The organism is Brevibacillus sp. FSL K6-2834 (assembly GCF_038592925.1).
GTDB classification, from domain to species: Bacteria; Bacillota; Bacilli; order Brevibacillales; family Brevibacillaceae; genus Brevibacillus; species Brevibacillus borstelensis.
In genome coordinates this window covers 2,227,383-2,245,446 of sequence record NZ_CP151945.1, presented here as the reverse complement: position 1 = coordinate 2,245,446, position 18,064 = coordinate 2,227,383, and the positions used below count along the sequence as shown (strand labels likewise).

Annotated in this window: 17 protein-coding genes and 1 other RNA gene; 6 read left to right on the top strand and 12 right to left on the bottom strand. The window is 51.6% G+C overall.

Going from position 1 to position 18,064, the window contains the following annotated elements; translation table 11 throughout:
- Positions 1-109: 109 nt before the first annotated feature.
- Positions 110-1,963, top strand: coding sequence for an asparagine synthase (glutamine-hydrolyzing) (gene asnB, locus NST96_RS11065; protein ID WP_003387410.1), 1,854 nt, complete (start codon positions 110-112; stop codon positions 1,961-1,963).
- 72 nt (positions 1,964-2,035) lie between these two features.
- Here asnB and rnpB read toward each other — a convergent pair.
- An RNA gene (gene rnpB / locus NST96_RS11060) (RNase P RNA component class B) lies at positions 2,036-2,421 on the bottom strand.
- Positions 2,422-2,581: 160 nt separating this feature from the next.
- Here rnpB and NST96_RS11055 point away from each other — a divergent pair.
- Entirely contained in the window at positions 2,582-3,112 is a 531-nt protein-coding gene (locus tag NST96_RS11055; protein ID WP_003387412.1) for a gamma carbonic anhydrase family protein, read from the top strand.
- 20 nt (positions 3,113-3,132) lie between these two features.
- Here the strand turns inward: NST96_RS11055 and NST96_RS11050 are convergent, their stop codons facing one another.
- Positions 3,133-3,819: a DUF1385 domain-containing protein gene (locus NST96_RS11050; RefSeq protein ID WP_003387413.1), complete on the bottom strand. Its 687-nt coding sequence runs from the start codon at positions 3,817-3,819 to the stop codon at positions 3,133-3,135.
- Positions 3,820-3,895: 76 nt separating this feature from the next.
- Here NST96_RS11050 and yfkAB point away from each other — a divergent pair, with 76 nt between their 5' ends.
- On the top strand, positions 3,896-5,011 hold the full coding sequence (gene yfkAB / locus NST96_RS11045; protein WP_039071079.1) for a radical SAM/CxCxxxxC motif protein YfkAB: 1,116 nt from the start codon (positions 3,896-3,898) through the stop codon (positions 5,009-5,011).
- A 28-nt stretch (positions 5,012-5,039) separates the two neighbouring features.
- Positions 5,040-5,294 (top strand): alpha/beta-type small acid-soluble spore protein, encoded by a 255-nt coding sequence (locus tag NST96_RS11040; protein WP_003387415.1) that lies wholly within the window; start codon positions 5,040-5,042, stop codon positions 5,292-5,294.
- 72 nt (positions 5,295-5,366) lie between these two features.
- Here the strand turns inward: NST96_RS11040 and NST96_RS11035 are convergent, their stop codons facing one another.
- The 6 genes from NST96_RS11035 to NST96_RS11010 all read right to left on the bottom strand — a co-directional run bounded on the left by NST96_RS11035 (position 5,367) and on the right by NST96_RS11010 (position 9,599).
- Positions 5,367-5,555: a hypothetical protein gene (locus tag NST96_RS11035; protein ID WP_003387416.1), complete on the bottom strand. Its 189-nt coding sequence runs from the start codon at positions 5,553-5,555 to the stop codon at positions 5,367-5,369.
- Positions 5,556-5,653: 98 nt separating this feature from the next.
- Positions 5,654-6,448 carry a carbon-nitrogen family hydrolase gene (locus NST96_RS11030; protein ID WP_122957741.1) on the bottom strand — a complete coding sequence of 265 codons (795 nt, stop codon included), beginning with the start codon at positions 6,446-6,448 and terminating at the stop codon, positions 5,654-5,656.
- 147 nt (positions 6,449-6,595) lie between these two features.
- Positions 6,596-6,907 (bottom strand): LysM domain-containing protein, encoded by a 312-nt coding sequence (locus NST96_RS11025; protein ID WP_003387418.1) that lies wholly within the window; start codon positions 6,905-6,907, stop codon positions 6,596-6,598.
- A gap of 157 nt (positions 6,908-7,064) precedes the next feature.
- Positions 7,065-7,535, bottom strand: coding sequence for a HipA family kinase (locus NST96_RS11020; protein WP_342406320.1), 471 nt, complete (start codon positions 7,533-7,535; stop codon positions 7,065-7,067).
- Positions 7,536-7,555: 20 nt separating this feature from the next.
- Positions 7,556-7,729, bottom strand: a complete 174-nt coding sequence (locus NST96_RS11015) for a hypothetical protein (RefSeq protein ID WP_342406318.1) — start codon at positions 7,727-7,729, stop codon at positions 7,556-7,558.
- A 340-nt stretch (positions 7,730-8,069) separates the two neighbouring features.
- Positions 8,070-9,599, bottom strand: coding sequence for a fumarate hydratase (locus NST96_RS11010; protein WP_003387420.1), 1,530 nt, complete (start codon positions 9,597-9,599; stop codon positions 8,070-8,072).
- Between the two features lie 191 nt (positions 9,600-9,790).
- On the opposite strand from NST96_RS11010, the gene NST96_RS11005 reads away from it, so the two are divergent.
- Positions 9,791-11,830 carry a beta-propeller domain-containing protein gene (locus NST96_RS11005; protein ID WP_342406315.1) on the top strand — a complete coding sequence of 680 codons (2,040 nt, stop codon included), beginning with the start codon at positions 9,791-9,793 and terminating at the stop codon, positions 11,828-11,830.
- A 76-nt stretch (positions 11,831-11,906) separates the two neighbouring features.
- Entirely contained in the window at positions 11,907-12,593 is a 687-nt protein-coding gene (locus tag NST96_RS11000) for a hypothetical protein (protein WP_003387422.1), read from the top strand.
- Positions 12,594-12,675: 82 nt separating this feature from the next.
- Here NST96_RS11000 and NST96_RS10995 read toward each other — a convergent pair whose 3' ends face one another.
- From NST96_RS10995 to NST96_RS10980, 4 genes are all read right to left on the bottom strand, one after another.
- Positions 12,676-13,365 (bottom strand): MBL fold metallo-hydrolase, encoded by a 690-nt coding sequence (locus tag NST96_RS10995; RefSeq protein WP_003387423.1) that lies wholly within the window; start codon positions 13,363-13,365, stop codon positions 12,676-12,678.
- A gap of 84 nt (positions 13,366-13,449) precedes the next feature.
- Positions 13,450-14,253 (bottom strand): ABC transporter ATP-binding protein, encoded by an 804-nt coding sequence (locus tag NST96_RS10990; RefSeq protein WP_342406311.1) that lies wholly within the window; start codon positions 14,251-14,253, stop codon positions 13,450-13,452.
- Between the two features lie 77 nt (positions 14,254-14,330).
- On the bottom strand, positions 14,331-16,883 hold the full coding sequence (locus tag NST96_RS10985; RefSeq protein ID WP_251247096.1) for an EAL domain-containing protein: 2,553 nt from the start codon (positions 16,881-16,883) through the stop codon (positions 14,331-14,333).
- Between the two features lie 71 nt (positions 16,884-16,954).
- On the bottom strand, positions 16,955-17,884 hold the full coding sequence (locus NST96_RS10980) for a GGDEF domain-containing protein (protein WP_003387427.1): 930 nt from the start codon (positions 17,882-17,884) through the stop codon (positions 16,955-16,957).
- Between the last annotated feature and the right edge of the window lie 180 nt (positions 17,885-18,064).

Below are 18,064 nucleotides of genomic sequence, written 5' to 3'. Positions count from 1 at the left end.
CAATTCCGCTTTTTCCTCTGCTTTCCCTTCTGGGACAGACAAACGAAACAGGTGATTTGCATATGATAGCTTTTGCCTAAATTTTCTACAGCAGGAAGGGTGAAGACGAATGTGCGGAATTACCGGCTGGATCGATTGGGAGAAGGATCTTACCCAAGAACACGCTGTTTTGCAAGCAATGACGCGGACTTTAACGGATCGGGGACCGGATGAAGAAGGATATTGGTGGGCAGACTCCAAGCATGCGGCCTTCGGTCATCGCCGTCTGGTCGTCGTCGACCCTGCCGGTGGGCGTCAGCCTATGTCACGACAGCAAAATGGGCGGGCGTATACGCTCGTTTACAATGGGGAGCTGTACAACACGGAAGATATTCGACGGGAGCTGATTGCCCGCGGCCATTCGTTTCGCTCCCACTCGGATACAGAGGTTCTGCTCGCCGCTTATATCGAATGGGAAGCAGACTGCGTGCACAAGCTCAATGGCATATTCGCCTTCGCTGTTTGGGATGAGCAGAGGCAACAGATGTTTTTGGCGCGTGACCGTCTCGGGGTAAAACCGCTCTTTTACGCGAAAAGGGGAACCGCTTTTTTATTCGCATCGGAGTTGAAAGCTTTATTGGCTAATCCTTTGGTAAAACCCGTCTTGTCGCGGGAAGGGCTGGCAGAAATTTTTGTGCTCGGACCCTCGCGCACCCCTGGGCATGGCGTCTTTCATGACGTCCATGAGCTGCGGCCTGGCTGCCATTTGACCATTTCTCGCGAAGGCGTTTCGATCAGGCGCTACTGGAGCCTGAAGAGCCAGCCTCACGAGGATGATGTCGAACAGACGGCTGCCACCGTGCGCCAGCTTTTGGCCGACTCGATCAAACGGCAGCTTGTCTCGGATGTCCCGATCGCCACACTGCTGTCCGGCGGTCTTGATTCCAGCGCAATCACGGCGGTCGCTGCAGCTGTGTTTCAGGAGGAAGGCCGAGGCGCTCTCCATACCTACTCCATCGATTATGTGAACAACGCTTCTCATTTCCAGCAAAGCGACTTCCAGCCGACCGATGACGCTCCTTTCGTCCGCTTGATCTCCGAACGGTTCGGCACCGTTCACCACACCCTCGAATTCGATACCCCTGAATTGGTCAGCGCCCTGCATACCGCACTTTTCGCCCGTGATCTTCCGGGGATGGCCGATGTCGACTCCTCTCTCTATCTGTTCTGCCGGGAAATCAAGAAAGAGACAACTGTCGTCTTGTCGGGAGAATGCGCCGACGAGATGTTTGGGGGCTATCCGTGGTTCCATCGGGAAGAGCTGCTTGGCGCGAATACCTTTCCCTGGGCGCAAGCTACCCGGGAGCGTGCCGGCTGGCTTTCCGCCGAGATGAGAGACTGGATCAGGCCCGAGGAATATGTAGCCCAACGCTACGAGGAGACGCTCGACGAGGTGCCCCGCTTGCCTGGCGAAAACCCGCTTGCGGCTAGAAGACGGGAACTGTTTTATCTGAATCTCACCTGGTTTATGAATACCCTGCTGGATCGGAAAGACAGAATGAGCATGAAGGCAAGCCTGGAGGCGAGGGTTCCGTTTTGCGACCATCGACTGATGCAATACGTCTGGAATATTCCTTGGGAGCTAAAAAACTGGGGTAATCGCGAAAAAGGGATTCTCAGAAAGGCACTGGAAGGAATCGTTCCGGAAGAAGTGCTGTACCGCAAAAAAAGTCCATACCCGAAAACACATAACCCGGCCTATACGAAAGCAACGCGCTCCTGGCTCTTGAACGTGCTGGAGGACAGCTCCTCGCCATTGCATCAAGTCATTGACCAAACCCGGGTCAAAGCCTTCGCGATGTCAGAAGCTCAGGCCTCGGGAAAACCCTATTTCGGCCAACTGATGGGCAGCCCGCAGATGTTTGCCTACCTGGCATCGATTGACCTGTGGATGAGAGAGTACAACATCACCATTTCTTCGTAAATTAGCGCAAATGCCAAAAAAACCGTCTGAATGAACTCAGACGGTTTTCGTTGTTTCGTGATAAGCAAGGAATGCTGTAAGCCAGGTTCTGTCTCTCCCGTGCTGCAAACGGATCTGCTCCTCGCACCAAGAGCGGTAGTCATCTATCTATGGCATCCGAGATGCCATCCGTCCCTCCGTTCAGTTCCTTCGGGACGGTTCCCCTACCAAATTTGGGTTTCTCGCTCGCAGGGTTTACCGCGTTCCATCTCCCCTGTCGCCAGGGAAGCTACGTTTCTGTGGCACTTTCAGCGTACTCGGGTCTCTGGAAGAGAACCCTTTCCACGCCGTCAGCGAAGCAAATGCCTCGCTGCCCTGGTTTGCACCAGGTACGAACACTCCAGACATCTCAGTCTGGGCGAGCCTGGACTTTCCTCTACCGCCGACCATAAAGGCCGCGGCAGCGACTACCCGCATTCCTTGCCCACTCGCATGAATCAGCAATAAATAATGTACCATATCTGTGTTTCCCGGTCAACCGAAAGCCGCTGGAAGCACTGGAAATTGTTAATGCAGCAGCGTTGTAGTACAATATGGGATGTCATTTGCAAGCCATACCCCAAGACAGGAGAGATTTCGATGCTGCTGTTACCTTTTGAGAATCACGTCCCCCGCATTCATGAGTCTGTCTTTCTTGCAAAAGGCGTCGTCATCTCCGGCGATGTTACGATTGGAGAGGATACGTCGATCTGGTACAATACCGTCATCCGCGGAGATATTGCTCCCACCGTCATCGGGCGCAGGGTAAGCGTGCAGGACAACAGCACGCTGCATCAAAGTCCGGGAAACCCGTTGATCGTGGAAGACGAAGTGACGATCGGACACAATGTCGTTCTGCACAGTTGCGTGATTCGCCGCGGCGCCTTGATCGGCATGGGCTCTATCGTGATGGATGGAGCGGAGATCGGCGAGGAAGCAATGGTTGGAGCGGGAGCGCTCGTCCCACCGGGTATGAAGGTCCCTCCTCGCACTCTCGTCATCGGCTCGCCCGCCAAAATCAAGCGCGAGCTCACGGAAGACGACTTCAAGGAGCTTCGGCGCATCCGCCAGTCTTACGTGGACAAGGGCAAGATTTACCGCAAATTGGAAGAACAACCGCTCTCCAGATGATGATGGAGAGCGGTTTTTTCTTATGCTGCCTCGGTTGCTTGCAATTCCTTGCTGCGAATGTACTCAAATTGGCGATAGGAGCGGATGGCTGTCTCCAGATGGAGGCGGTTTGGTTCTTTGGTGGTCAAGTACCGCTGGAAGAAAGCCGAAATGCGGTACAGGAAGCCGCAATATTTTCGCAGCAGCTTATCCCCTACCATCCCGATAAAAATTCCCGCACATCCGGCAGCTACGCCAAAAGCGAGCGGAACGAACGGAATGGCCAGAAGAAATCCGGCAAAAAAACAGACGACGAGGTTCGTTGAGCACCCGGCGTTCACGATGTCCGCCCGGGCGATTTCCTCCCACGACTCCAGCCGCTTCTCTCCTCTGTAGCTGAAGACTTTATGCTCGGCACCGTGAAATTTTTTCAATTCACGTGGAAACACGAAGTGGAAACCGGCCACATAAATGGCTGCCCACCACGGATCGACTACAGCTGCTTCCGGGTAGACCAGCGCCGCGAGCACATACAAGACAAGACCCAGATGCAACAGTTGGTAGTACCAAGGGAAAGAGAAAAAGATCCGCACCCACAGCTTGCCGATCGTACGCAGGCTGATTTTCTCGGCCCATACTTCAATCACACCGTTTTTGACTTCCGCACAAGCCAGGACGTTCCGATCATGAAACAGGACACCGCGAGCAAAAGAAATCCCCATAATCATGTTTTATCTATTCTCCTTCCGTTCCATCATCAGTATAATTAGAGGAATGTACGCAGAATGAAGGAGGGGTCAATCCATGATCCGTATGGTACCAACTACACCGCTTACACCTCAGCACGACCCGTGGGAGCCGCTTTTTCATGCGACGCCGCCTGCCTACAAGCTGACAAGTGTCGAGTTTACGGTTACCAACCTGTGCAACCTCCGCTGCGAGCATTGTGCAGTTGGTGACACCCTTCGTTTCAAAGACGATCCTGCCCTGCCGATCCAGACCATCCTGAATCGTCTGGATGAAGCGCAGGACCTCGCTACTATCAGTATAACAGGCGGAGAACCAATGTACAGCGAGCGCACCGTCAAGGAAATCATTCTCCCGCTGCTTCGCTACGCGACGGACAGAGGCCTTCGCACCCAGATCAACTCCAATCTGTCGATGCCATTTTCCAGGTATGAAATGATATTGCCTTACATAGATGTGATGCACATGTCCTGGAACTGGGCGACGCCCGAAGAGTTCCGTACCATTGTTTACGCAAAAAGCAGGCAGATGGTTTCTTCCAAACAGGCTGAACAGCAGTTTGCCACGATGTGGTCCAATGCGCAGAAGCTTGCCGACGCCGGCGTTTTTGTCTCTGCCGAAACAATGCTAAACCCCCGGACATACCAGAAATTGGATATCCTTCACAAGCAGATTCAGGAAATGGGCTGCCTCCGTCACGAAGTGCATCCCATGTACGCCAGTGATTTCGCACGTGAACTGGATGTTTTGACTTTGGATGAGCTTCGTCAAGCTGTTGCACACATGCTGGAAATCCGCAATGAGAATTTGTGGATGCTCTTTGGCACCTTGCCGTTCTTTGCCTGCAGTCCATTGGAGGCGGACAGAGAGCTGATCCTGAAGCTGCGGGAGGCCAAAAACGTAACGGTACGCAACGATCCGGACGGCCGAAACAGACTAAACGTAAACGTCTTTACCGGAGACGTCATCGTCACTGATTTCGGAGATGTCGCTCCTTTGGGCAACATCCAGACCGACCGTTTGGATACCATGTTCAGCCGCTGGCAGGAGCACCCGCTGAACCAAAACATCAACTGCTACTGTCCGGCTGCCTCTTGTGCCGGCCCCAACCTGCTGGTTGCCAACACCTACTATGCAAATGAAAACTTTAAAGAGAGAAAAGCGCTGATTTAATGGGCAAACTACCTGTGAGGTGATTTGCATGAGCAGGCGTAGAAGACGTCCTCTCGTACCGCAAGCACAGGCAGGACTGGACCAGTTGAAGGCCAGGGTGGCCGGTGTCAATCAACCCGAGCAGGCGAAATTTGAGGTTGCCCAGGAGCTGAATGTCCCTTTGCAAAACGGATACAACGGCCAGTTGTCCGCTCATGATGCAGGGCGTATCGGCGGTCAGTTGGGCGGGGGCATGGTAAAGGAATTGGTTCGAATGGCGATGGAGCAGCTTCCCCGCAAATAACCTGACCAAAAAGAAAGAACCGCATCGTATGCAGATGCGGTTCTGCTGTTTTTCATCATCCTTTTATTCGTTTCAGCGAAGCCGATCTAACTGCTTGACGCTTGATTTTCTCGGCCCAAGCATGGAGCGGCTGATGTTGTTTACTTTGTGAAACGAATCAAACATTTGGTCCAGGACCTCGATCAGCTCCCGTACCTGCACCACTTTTCCGTATACACCGTCAAAATGGTGACGAACGTTTTTTCCATTCAGCCGAAACATGACCGCACCTCCTCTGTTCCTCTCCTACCACCGTATGCGATACGGGCGTCAACGGAGAGAGGGAAACGCCGGTCCATCCGCCCATTTTTTGAGAAATTCTAGAGGCGATACAGGTCCGGACGGCGATCAGCAATTACAGGAATTCGGCTTCTCACTTCATCTACGAGGGAGAGGTCAATCTCCGCCCTGATGATCTCTTCCTGCTGCATGCCTTCGGCGATAATTTCCCCCCAGGGGTTAATCACCATGGAATGCCCGCAAAATGTATTTCCGTTGCCCTCCCCGACGCGGTTGCAGGCGATGACGTACATCTGATTCTCAATCGCGCGTGAAATCAAAAGCTGGCGCCAGTGATGAAGCCGGGGATGGGGCCATTGGGCACAAACAAACAGAGCCCGTGCTCCTTGCAAAGCATGCACCCGCACCCACTCCGGAAAGCGAATGTCATAGCAAATGACGGAACTGACTGGCTGACCATCCAATATGTAAACGCCTGGGCGATCTCCGGCGGCAAGAAACTTTTCCTCTTCCATCAGTCGAAACAAATGCGCCTTTGAATAGCTGCCTGCAAGTTTCCCGCTGCGATCAAACACAAACGTTGTATTGTACATCCGACCACCCCTGTTTTCCGCGACGGAACCGCCGATTACATGGGCCTGCAGCTTTTCTGCCGCATCGCTCAGCAATTGCTTGGCTCGCTCGCCGTTTTTATCGGCGATTTCATCCAGCCGCTTCAAATCATAGCCTGTATCCCACAACTCCGGCAAGAGGACCACATCCGGTCTTTCGTCTGACGATTGGAGTTGATTGACAAAATTCCGAATCGCCTCTACATTTTTTTCCGGCTGTCCAAAAGCAATATCCATCTGCAGCAAGGCAACATTCCACTTCATCTGTTTCCCCCCTGACTTTATTCTCTTAATCGTAGCCTTCACTCCACAGGAGTTCAAGCATAATTGTCGATTTTGCCAGGGGTGCCATCGGGCAACCGGAAAGAAAAGAGAGGGCCCGAGGCTAACCCCGGGCGGGCTTGAAAAAGATTACGTGCGTGGACGCGGCCGTGCCTCCAGACGAGTTACCCGTGTTTCGAGACGATCGACGCGCCGATCCAGTTCACGAATATTGCGCTCGGCACGGTCCATGCGCTCATTGAGACGGCGGATACGGCGATCTACATCGTCGCGCGGCGGTTGAGGCGGACCTGGCTGTCGAACGGGCACCCAGATCGTTTGACCGATATAGATGTAGTACGGGGCGGGGATGTTGTTCACTCGAATCAGTTCCTGTACGGGAACCCCGAAGCGGGCGGCAATCGCATTTAATGTATCCCCGGGTTGGACTACGTAGTTCACGTAAACCACTCCTTTTTGTATTTGATTCGTTATTAACCTATGCCCGCCCGCCTGCCTGTGAAATAAGCGATCACCCATTTTCCCAAGATTGGTCAAACACCTACGCCATTCGCCGTGACAGGCTCTTACGCATTAAAACATTCAGAGAGCCACAGGGTTACAGCAAACCAGGTTTGTTCTGCTTGATTTGATCGAGAATATCCAGCATGATCAAATCTATGCATTTTTGACGATATTGCAATAATCTTCGCAGAAATTCCTTTTTTCGTTTCGTCAACGCGAGCTGTTTGGGAACAGTGTCGATGGCACGAGTAATCTCCGATTCAGGCAGCCCTTGAATTCTATTTACCATTTCGTCTACAGCCGACCTGTTGCTTAAAACAACCTTCTTCATGCCAGTGGGAATTCTCATGCTTTTTTTCAACTGAGGGTGCTTGAATCCCTTCACACGAGCAAATGGAGAATTGGTAGGCGAGCCAAGCAGTGCGCTCCCATGGTCGATTAAATACCAGTTGTACTTTTCCTTCGTACTGTCCCGATAGAGTACGAGATTGACACTCGTGCGGTCCTTGTTCAATATCCATGCGTCAAACACGATCACTTGAGCCAAACGCTTGATATCGTTCACAAACCACTCCGGACAGTATTTCACCTCTTTTTTTGCCCCTCCCACGTGATGACTTCTTTTGCGTTCACACGCCTTGAAATATAGCCCCTCACCTTCCTTCTGTCGGGGCCTGACACCATGGCCGGTTTAAAGTTTGCTACCGGAAATCCCAGGCTTTTTGCAAGGGAATTCGCAAGGTATTCGTTCACGATCATTTGGCGATGCTTCCTGCTTTTTTTAGTCCTTTTGTATGGATACTTAAAAAAACCGATGTTTCCTCGTTTATCGCGAACTTTCCAGACTTTTTTTCTCGTTTCTCTCTTCATGCGCCCTGCATATTTCCACCTCATTCGGTAAATGTTCCTTTCTGCTGATCATAGGTACTGATACAGAATATGGAATTTACACAGATTTGAACCGGGCATACATTTCAAAAAGCACCAGTTCCGTCTGTGTACGCTGTCACTTCCTTTCTACACGGTTCCTAATCCAGCAAAAAAGTCACCGGCAGCGTTTCCACTGCTGGTGACTTTTTGTCCCATACTCGTATTCTTTTTATTTAAAAACAGGCTCCGCGAACTGTGCCAGTTTTTCCATCGAGCTCTTTTCTACATCTGCATGCAGGCTGTTTCCATGGGAGTCCATCGTAACGATGGCAGCAAAGCCTTTCACGCGAAGGTGCCACATCGCTTCTGGAATTCCGAATTCCATAAAGTCGACACCTTCAACCTTTTCAATACAGTCTGCATAATACTGAGCTGCTCCCCCGATCGCGTTGAGGTATACAGCACCGTGCTCTCCCAGCGCCTTCAGCGTTTTTGCGCCCATGCCGCCTTTTCCGATGACAGCCCGAATGCCAAATTTCTTGAGGATATCGCCCTGGTAAGGCTCCTCGCGGATAGATGTTGTCGGTCCGGCTGCTTTTACGTGCCACTCGCCTTGCTCGTCTTTCAGCATAACAGGACCGCAGTGGTAAATGACGCCGCCATTCAGGTCAACCGGGCAATCGTGATCCATCAGGTATTTGTGCAGGGCATCGCGTCCGGTATGCATGATACCGTTGATGATGACGACATCCCCTACCTTCAGGCTGCGAATTTGCTCCTCGGTGATTGGTGCCTGAAGCACAACCTCACGACGCTCTGCCTTTGGCTGGTCGGTTTCCGCATCGAGGTTCATGGCAACCGGCTCATCCTTGTACAGGTAACGAATGATTTCGCCCGTTTCTGCATTGAGGCGGACACCTTGACGGCGGAACGCCCAGCAGTTGTAGGCTACAGATACGAAAAAGCTGGCTGGCAATCTGTTTTCAACGCCGATTTTGCAGCCGAGCAGCGTGGAAACGCCTCCGAAGCCCATCGTACCGATACCGAGCTCGTTGGCTTTTTCCATGATGTATTTCTCCAGCTCGGCCAGCTCGGGAATTTCATTCACATCGTCGACGCGACGGAACAGCTGGTGCTTGGCCAGCGCATAGCCGGACGTCCGGTCGCCACCGATGCCCACTCCGATGAAGCCGGCACTGCAGCCTTGTCCTTGCGCCTGGTAAACCGAGTGCAGGATGCACTTGCGAATGCCGTCAAGATCGCGGCCTGCTTTTCCGAGGCCTTCGAGCTCACAGGGGAGGGAGTACTGGATATTCTTGTTTTCACACCCGCCGCCCTTGAGGATCAGCTTGATTTCGATTTCGTCTTCTTCCCACTGTTCAAAGTGAATGACGGGCGTTCCCGGTCCCAGGTTGTCCCCGCTGTTCGCACCAGTGAGCGAATCTACAGAATTGGGGCGCAGTTTTCCGGTTTTCGTCGCTTCCACGACGGCTTCATAAATCGCTTTTTTGATAACGAGCTGATTTACGCCGACCGGGGTCTTGATTTCAAAGGTCGGCATTCCAGTATCCTGGCAAATGGGGGAAACGTTGTCTTCCGCCATCTTGATATTTTTTGCAATGGTTGACAATGACAGAGCAGCGCGTGTGCCCATGTCTTCTTTTGCTTTCGCGTCGTTGATGGCGCGGCGCACGTCCGGAGGCAGGTTCGTCGAGGTTTCGGTAATCAGCTCCAGGATGCTTTGCTTCAATGTATCCATCTTTGTCGCTCCTTTTTAACCATCTGTAGTATCGATATCCTAAACCGCCTCTCATTATATCACACTGCTTCGCTTTCGTCCGTAGAATGTGCTTCCCGGGGTGTGAAACATTTCCCCCCACCTTCCGTCTAAAGGATAGAAAAAACTGGTTCTGCCGGTTTGCCGGAACGAATGATAAGGGGCGTATTCAAATGAAAAAATGGATGAGTGGAATGTTGGCAGGCGTAATCGCCATAGCTGCTGTACCTGTTTGGATGAGTTTCGAGAGCCTGGGGGAAAAGGAAGCGGCGGCTTCAGCGAAAGTGGCTGTCGCTTCTGCAAAAGAAGTCGCTCCTGCTGCCGATCAATCAGTACTGCCAAAGGAGTCCGACCAGCCTCTTCCGGTCGTCGGTTCCTACGAGAAGCTAAAGAAGCTGTTGAAAGACTATGAAAAAGGCCATGGCATCCAGTATGGGGTAGCCGTGAAAGAAGCGATGGAAGCCGTACCGGCGATGGAGGGAGCACCGGTGCTCAAGGCAAAAACGGCAGCGGCTCCAACCCCGGATTCCTCTTCCTACTCCCCTACCAACGTTCAGGTACAGGGAGTCGATGAAGCGGATATTGTCAAAACGGACGGGACGTATTTGTATCAGGCGACCCCCGAAGAAGTGCGGATCATTCGGGCAAAACCCGCAACAAGCATGGAGCTCGTCAGCAGATTGAGCTTTTCCGGCGATGAATTCTCCCCGCAGGACATGTACATCGATGAAAAGCGGCTGATTGTGATCGGACAATCGCGTCCGAAAGCCGTGCGCGACCATATCATAACCAATGAAAAACGGTTCATGCCCGGCCACTCGAATACAATGGTGCAGGCGCTCATCTACGACATCTCGGATAAGCACTCTCCCCGTTTGACCAGAGCACTGGAAGCAGACGGCTACTACGTGTCCTCCCGGAAGATCGGCTCCAGCTTCTATCTGGTGACCAACAAGGGGATTGATTGGTATGCGCTCTCCAGCCAGTCTCAGGAAGTCCCCGGACCGCGTTACCGGGATACAGCACAAGGGGATGATTACAAGACGATCGGCTACTCGGCGATTCGCTACTTTCCTGAAGCGATTCAGCCTGGCTACCTGATCGTCGCGGGAGCCAATCTCGATAACCCCAAGCAAGCCGCTTCCATCCATACGTATCTGGGCTCAGGCGAAAATGTCTACGCTTCACCGAATAACCTGTACGTGGCAGTCACTCAGCAAGAGGTGGAGTCAGTGGGCAAAGCAAAGAAATCGCTGATCGCCGGCGGCCCCGTTCCAATCATGAAGAGCGAAACGTCTCTCTACCGCTTTTCCATGAAAAACGGAAATCTTGCCTATACGGGAAAAGGGACTGTTCCGGGCCGCATGCTGAATCAGTTTTCCCTAGATGAGCACAACGGCTATCTGCGTATCGCGACAACCACGGGAGACATGTGGCGAACAGACGAGAATACCTCCAAAAACAACCTGTATGTGCTCGACTCACAATTGCAAGCAATAGGAAAGCTGGAAGGAATCGCCCCTGGCGAAAGAATCTATTCTGTGCGGTTTATGGGGGACAGAGCCTATATGGTTACCTTTAAACAAGTGGACCCGCTGTTTGTAATCGATGTCAAACAGCCGGATTCACCCAAAATTTTGGGCGCTCTGAAAATTCCCGGCTACAGCGACTACCTGCACCCGTATGATGAAAACCATATCATCGGATTTGGCAAAGACGCCGTGGCCGACAAAGAGACCGCTTTTTACCAAGGAATGAAGCTGGCTTTATTCGATGTCACGGATGTGAGCAAGCCGGTGGAGAAATTCCAGACAGTCATCGGGGATCGCGGAACGGATTCCGAGCTGCTGTATGATCACAAAGCGCTGCTGTTCTCCAAGGAGAAACAGCTTTTGGCCTTCCCTGTGTCGGTTCACGAGCTGACAGCGGAGCAAAAGGCGGAAAAAGATATTCGCGCTTACGGAAGCTTCTCTTTTCAAGGAGCCTATGTTTACAGGCTGAATGAGCAGGATGGATTTGTCTTGCGCGGGACCATTACCCATCTGAATTCCGACGATATGAAAAAAGCCGGCCAGGATTGGTACGACAGCGCAAAAAACGTAGAGCGGATCGTCTACATCGGCGATACGCTGTACACGATCTCACGAGATCAGGTGAAGGCAAACAGCCTGCAAACCCTGACCGAAACGAACACACTGATGTTGTCCAAATAGAAGCAACCATCTGTCAAGGCTGTCCATTCTGTGCTAAGATAAAAAAGAGACACAGCAGAGAGAGGGTGTCACCCGCTTGGAATATTTGGACCTAAATCTGACATCGACGCTTTCAGGCGTGGCCGTCGTGCTGGTAGTAGCCTTTTTGCGACTGCACTGGCCGTTTCGCTACCAATACATCGGACATTTTTTCAGGCAAAATCCGGAAAGACGCAAGCGCTGGCTAGACGCTTCCTATCGGCGCAATCGCACGCGGACGGTCGCCATGCTGGATAAGTCAACATTGGAAATCCTGTCGGGAAACTATGAATTGGCAGAGAAATATATTGTACAGGGCCTGAATGTATGCAAGGAACGCCCGTCCCTGTTTAATCAGGCAATGGTGCATTACCTCTTTTACAACCTTGCCTTTGTCTACTTTACGAGCGGCAAGTACTCGGAAGCGCTGGAAATCGCTTTTCGCGTCTATCAGCGGGATCAAGGCATGACCGACTCGCTTGGATTGATTGCCTGCTCACACGCCCGGCTGGGTGAGATCGAGAGCGCGATCGAAGCCTACAGCCTGATACCAGGAAAGCGTTCAACCCGAGAATGGAAGCTCCTCTGCCTGGCCGAAATCGAAGCAGCCAAAGGCAACTACGAGAGAGCAATTACTCATTTGCATCAGCTCATGACAAAATCCGGCCTTTCACTTTGCCTGAATCGCGCAGAACTGGAGAAGCGTCTGGAAGAATGGACGAAAGCTTCCACACAAGCTGGATAACTAGTGATAGGCGTCATCGAAAAAGAAGAACCGTACCAACGTTTGCCGTTGCGCGGTTCTTCTTTATTTCCATGCCATTTTGTTATCCCCGAACAATCCCGATCAATTCCTGAAAAAAAGGGGCAATGTCGCCGCGCAGGATCGGGCCATGCCCTGTAGCCAAATACTCAATCGGCCAGTCCAGCAGAATTTCCAATCCTTCCGCAAAGCCTGCGGCCTTTTCCGGTTCCTCGTCCTTGCATCGCTGGATGAATTGCCTGCAAGCGTCACGCTGCAGCGTGCCGTAGTCGACAAGTTGTTCCCATGGCGTACTGCCGAAGTGGATGTGATCCCCGATAAAGCAAATTTTCGTATCCGGATCAAAGAAGGCGACAGATCCCTCCGTATGGAAGGGAAGCTGCCGAAATCGAAGACACGGCAGGTCTCCTCCAGTCCCCGTGAACGTATGACCGAAAAAAGTCTGGGAAAAATCGTCTAGCTCATAGTAGTCTTCGAGATGAATCCAATTATGCCGTGAGGGGAAAAGATCGGCGTTTCCGATATGGTCAGCATGACGATGCGTGAAGTATACATAGGCAATCTGCTCCGGTTTGACTCCGATCTCCACAAGTGCCTGCTGGAAGTAGGGGCGGTGCTTGCGAAGATGGGAGTCCACCAGCACAAACGCATCGTCTTTCGCAATCACATAGCTGTTGATATAGCTTTTCCACGCTTCTTCATAGGTCAGGATCGCCCACGTGGACTCGGCGATTTGTTCCGTTACGTTCGTCAAGCTACCATCTCTCCTCTCCTTCCAAGAGTATATTCCTAATCTTATTATACACGAATGCCCGAGGGTGTGGCTGAAAAGTCGCGCTTACCTGGCAGGCGAAGCTTCACCCAGACTCACCCACACCCGTCCGCTAACCTCGCGAAGCTCCAAAGGAACGCCAAAGAAACCGCTCAGTACTTCTTTTGTCAATACATCCAATGATTGTCCAGCTCGCACGACCTGCCCTGCCTTTAACAGCAGGGTATGAGTAAAGCATGGCAGAATTTCCTCGATATGGTGGGTCACATACAGTAAAGTGGGACCGTCCCGCTGCTCGGCGACCCGTGCGATCATGGACAAAAGCTGTTCCCGTGCCAGCAGATCCAGGCCTGTACAAGGCTCGTCCAGAATCAGCAGTCGCGGAGAAGCCATCAAAGCACGGGCAATCAGGACTTTTTGCCGCTCCCCTTGGGATAGTGTCCGAAATGGCGAATGACGCAAATGCCCGCAGCCAAACTCCTCCAGCAAGGCATCGGCCCGGTCAATATCCTCTGCCGACGGTTTTGTGTACAGCCCGATCGTAGCCTCGCGTCCGCTCAACACCACCCTCTCGGCAGTCTCATTCTCATGCAGTTGAGACATCAGCGAGGAACTGACCCAGCCGATTGATTTGCGCATGTCGCGCAGGTCCACTTCGCCGTATCGGTGACCCAATACAGACACTTGCCCCTTTGTCGGCCAAGTATAGCCGCAAATAAGATTGAGCAGGCTCGTTTTACCTGAACCATTTTGGCCGACCAGACACCAGTGCTCCCCTTTTTTTACCTGCCAATGAATATGGCGCAAAATATGTTTCTCTTCTCTCTGCCAGGAAACATCGCTGATATCGATGACGAATTGATCTAGCATGTCCCCTCACTCCTCCCTATACTCCAATTGAAACGATTACTACGAGTATACATGGAGTTCAGAAAAATGGCACGAGTTCAATTGTTCACGACAGTCTGCTTCTTCAAAAGTTCCTCCGCCTGCTTGGCCGGCACCGGCTTGCTGAACAGATATCCCTGCATTTCGTCACACCCTCGCTCTGCAAGGAACTGCCGCTGTTCCTCCGTTTCCACCCCTTCTCCCAGCACCTGCAGCCCCAGGCTGTGCGCCATCACGATAATCGAGGAAGCGATCGCCGCATCATCTGCTCGGCTCGGGATTCCCCGGATAAACGACTGGTCGATCTTCAAACGCTTGATCGGGAAATGTTTGAGGTAACTGAGCGATGAATAGCCTGTTCCAAAATCATCCATGGATACTTGAATGCCTACCTTATGCAACTCCCGGAAGGTCTCAATGACGCGGTCGACGCTGTGCATTGCAATGCTCTCCGTAATTTCCAGCTCAAGGCATTCCGCAGCAAGGCCGCTCGTTTCCAAAACGCTCTTTACCTTGTCTACGATCTCTTCCTGATAAAACTGTGCCGCCGATAGATTGACAGCCACGCGGACCTTGGGCGCCCCCGCTTCCTGCCAGCTTTTATTTTGCCGGCAAGCCGTCTCCAGAACCCACTCCCCAATCGGAATAATCAATCCCGTTTCCTCGGCCAGCGGGATAAACACTCCCGGAGAAATCACTCCCTGCTCCGGATGATTCCAGCGGATCAACGCCTCCATCCCTACAATCCTGCCCGTTTTTGTCTCAATCTGCGGCTGGTAGTAGAGCTCGAGCTCGTTGCGTTCCAATGCATGGTGAAGGGCATTTTCCAAGGCGAGGCGCTCCGGGGTAAGGGTATTCATCTCTTCTTTGTACAATTGGTAGTGATTGCCGCCAAGACGCTTTGCTTTGTACATCGCAACATCGGCAAGCTTGATCAGCGTTTGGGGATCTGTCCCGTCCTTTGGAAAAAGACTAACCCCGATGCTGACCGTCGTAAACAGTTCATGCCCATTGATGAAAAAAGGCTGGGACATCTCTGCGATAAGCGATGAGGATATGCGCATGACTGTATTGACATGGTCTATTTCTGAAAGCATGATGACAAATTCATCTCCGCCAAAACGGGCAACGCTATACTTTCCTTCTATGCACTTCTGAATCCGCTCGGCAGCGCTTTTCAGCAGCTCATCTCCGATCCCGTGACCCAAGGAATCGTTAATTGTTTTAAACCGGTCAAGATCCACAAACAAAACCGCGCCCAGCATTTTTTTCTCCCGAGCCTCTCTAATCGCTTCAGCCAACTGCTTCTCCAGCAAAAAACGGTTTGGCAGGTCGGTAATGTTGTCGAAGAAAGCGAGCTTCTCAATGGTCTCCTCCGCTTTTTTGCTGTCCGTGATGTCCCGAAAGGCCGTTACAGCTCCGATCACCTGATTGTCCTCGATAATGGGAGAGGTGATATAGGCCACAGGAAAGGAAGAGCGGTCTTTTCGGAAAAACATCGCGTCTTCTACACGCCGTTTCTTTCCGTTTGCGAGTACCTGCAAAATGGGACTTGTCTCGTATGCAACCGCTCCGTCGCAGGGTGGCTTGTACTGGGCAATCCAGCGGATATCCCGGCCGAGCAACTCTTCCTTCATCCAGGACAGCAAGCGTTCCGCCTCCGGATTGACAAATGTGATGCTGCCCGCGCGGTCGACGACGATGACTCCTTCTCCAAGCGTGTTCGTGATCGTTTTCAACTGCTTTTCACTTTTGCTCAATGCGAGCTCTGCCTCGCGACGGCGGCGAAAGGGCTCTTCGATCGTGGAGACATAGATCGCCTTCATAATGGTGTAGTACCCGCAAAATTTGAATACATGCCCCATGATGGTATACCAGTCATCTCCAGTCTGATTCTGGGTGAAGACGAGACCGCCGAGCATGAGATAAACAGAGGCAGTGGCAAATCTCAGCATAGTCGGGTTTTTGTCTCGGCGATAAAGCAGCGCAAAAAGAACGGCCCCGGCGAGGTTGAAGAACGAAGCTGCATATTCCATTCCTGCCTTCAGCAAAGTCACTTCCTGCTGCTCTGTGATAAGAAGCGGCAGGCGCTCCGATTGCGTGCCGAGCCATGTAAAAATGAGAATGAGAAGCAGAATCACGAAGCTGAATACGGGCTTTCTTTGATATACGCTGATCTCCTTGTCCTTGGTCGATAAAATGACGAGGATAAAGATTGAACAAATGAAACGGGACAAAACCCAACACCACGTCGCTTTCTGAACGGAGCTTTCGCCTCCAAAAAAAGACAGCCCTTGGTAATTGATCGTGTGCTGCAAATCCAACACGCCGACAACCAGGAACAGGGCGCCGATCAAAAGGCGATGACGGGACATCGTCACTGGAAACAGCATCCATCCCTGAAACGCAATCGAAATGGCCACCATAATGTTGAAAAACTCGAGCATGCGGTACAACGATTGAACTTCTTCAGACGTCATCGTCATAGAAAAAGGTATCTCCACCAGGGAAACCAGTATAAACAAGGCGATAGCCAGAACGGCATACACCATCGTCTTCCTCTCAATATCAACTGGCCATACATCGGCCGATTTCTTTACCTGTTGTTGCATACCTTCACCCCAATACCAAACCTGCGCTATACTTGCGATTCCTGTTCACGTTTCACATCCGTGAAAAAAGACTACTTTCTTTTCCCCTTTTCCTGATACATCGAAAAGTCTGCCCGTTTAAGCAGTGCTTTCAGGTCACCCCCGTCATCCGGGTATATACTGATTCCGGTACTGCCCGAAACCGCAATCTCGGTCTGATCAATGATAAAGGGCGACTCGAGTAAGCGAATGAGATCATCTGCCACTTTTTCTGCTTCCCGCTTTGAAGAAAGGTTCGGAAGCAAAATGTTAAACTCATCCCCTGCCATCCGGGAGACCGTTACTCCCTCCTGAAAATGACCCTGAAGACGTTTGGCGACTGCTTGGATTAATTGGTCCCCTACATCATGCCCGAATGTGTCGTTAACGTGTTTAAAGCCGTTTAAATCGAGAAAGAGCAGCGCGAAAAAAGTATGCTCCTTCTGAGCCACTCTGATCTGTTCCTCTACTTTCTGCTGAAACAGCAATCGATTCGGCAGTCCGGTCAGGTAGTCATGATACGCATAGTACTTGATTTTTTCCTGGTGCTTCTTCTGTTCCGTAATATCACTGAAAGCCGCCGTATAGTACTGAATGTCGCCATTCTCCCCACGAACGGCACGTATGCTGATGTATTCAAGAAACAGCTCGCCAGTCTTGCGCCGATTCCAGATCTCGCCTTGAAATTCTCCTTCTTTGGTCAATTTGTCCCACATTCTTTGATAAAAATGCGGATGATGACGCCCGGAGCTTAAAAGACGCGGATTTTTTCCTACGATCTCTTCTTTGGAGAAGCCTGTCACCTCACAAAAAGCTTGATTGACGAGCAAGACCGTTCCATTCGCATTGGTTAAAAGAAGTGGATTTGGCGCTGTTTCAAAAGCAATCGCTACGAGATATAATAGCTCCTCATCCTGCCGGATCGTGCTGATCGATTTCCGGCCCGTCTCGAACCCACCCGGCCATTTCTGGTCACCTTTCATGCTCCCCCTCCTTTCTCTCTCGAACATAATCTGTGTATATGGTCTCGATCATCAGATGGGCCGACAGCTTGACTGTTTCTTTTTTCCTATTCCCTCTTTCCTCCCGAACATAACCTATCTTCACAAAAATACCAAATTTCGACAATAACCTACACGATATTGTCAAATTCTCAGAAAAGC